This is a genomic window from Streptosporangium sp. NPDC002524, assembly GCF_040295985.1.
In the GTDB taxonomy this organism is placed as follows: domain Bacteria; phylum Actinomycetota; class Actinomycetes; order Streptosporangiales; family Streptosporangiaceae; genus Streptosporangium.
This window is the reverse complement of record NZ_JBEOWK010000086.1, coordinates 1-1108: the sequence shown is the minus strand read 5'-3', so window position 1 is coordinate 1108 and position 1108 is coordinate 1. Positions and strand designations below refer to the sequence as shown.

Sequence of the window (1108 nt, the reverse complement as noted above, 5' to 3'; positions counted from 1 at the left end):
CTAGACGAGTAAGTCCTAAAGCGAAGAGTAGGTGCGGCCAGGTGTAGCGGCTGATGAGCCCGCCCGTGAGGCGCGTCGGTGGTGGGGCGGGCGTTGCCCACCCGGGCTGCGCCTCACGACAGAGGAATCTGCCCCCGCCGCCAGGACACAAGCACGACGAAGGGTGTTGAGGATCGATGTGTGACGAACGACCTCAACACCCTTCTGACCGCACTGTACGTCAGGATCGATGACTGGCTCACCTGCACGAGCCGCCCTGCCCGCATCGGCCGCCCACCGCAACTGACTGACGCCGAACTGCTGACCGTGGCCATCGCCCAAGCCCTGCTCGGCATCCGCTCCGAAACCCGCTGGCTGCGCTTCTTGCCCCGCCATCTGCCCGGAGCCTTCCCCTACCTGCCTGGCCAGTCCGGCTACAACAAACGCCTGCGAGCGGCCCTGCCGTTGCTGCAGCGCGCCATCGGCGCCCTGGCCCGAGACACTGATCTGTGGGCCGACCCGGTCTGGGTCGTGGACTCCACCCCCGTTGAATGCGGGCGCTCACGCCCCGCCGCCCGGCGCTCGAACCTGGCCGGCTGGGCCGGTTATGGCTACTGCCGCTCTCACTCCCGCTATTTTTGGGGCCTGCGCCTGCACCTGGTGTGCACCCCGGCCGGACTGCCCATCACCTGGGCCCTGGCCACCCCCAAGCTCGATGAGCGCCAGGTGCTGATGGCCCTGCTCGACCACCAGGCGCAGCTGACCGCCGAGCGGCCCGGCCTGCTGATCATCGCCGACAAGGGGTACGTCTCTGCCGAACTCGACGCCTACCTGCACCAGCGGGGCGTGCAGTTGCTGCGGCCCTCCTACCGCAACCTGGCGCCCCGGCCGGGCGAGCAGTTCCTCAAACCGATCCGCCAACTGATCGAATCGGTCAACGACACCCTTAAAGGTCAGCTCGACCTCGAACTGCACGGTGGGCGCAGTCCAGCAGGGGTGGCCGCCCGCGTCGCTCAGCGGATCCTGGCGTTGACCGCCGCGATCTGGCACAACCGCGCCACCGGCCAGCCCATCACCCGATCATTGATCGCCTACGATCACTGACCAGACTTCGGACTTACTCGTCTAG

Annotated in this window: 1 protein-coding gene; it reads left to right on the top strand. The window is 67.6% G+C overall.

From position 1 onward, the window contains the following. The first annotated feature begins 180 nt into the window (after window positions 1-180). Window positions 181-1083 carry an IS982 family transposase gene (locus ABT053_RS43385; protein WP_350978044.1) on the top strand — a complete coding sequence of 301 codons (903 nt, stop codon included), beginning with the start codon at window positions 181-183 and terminating at the stop codon, window positions 1081-1083. Window positions 1084-1108 lie beyond the last annotated feature (25 nt).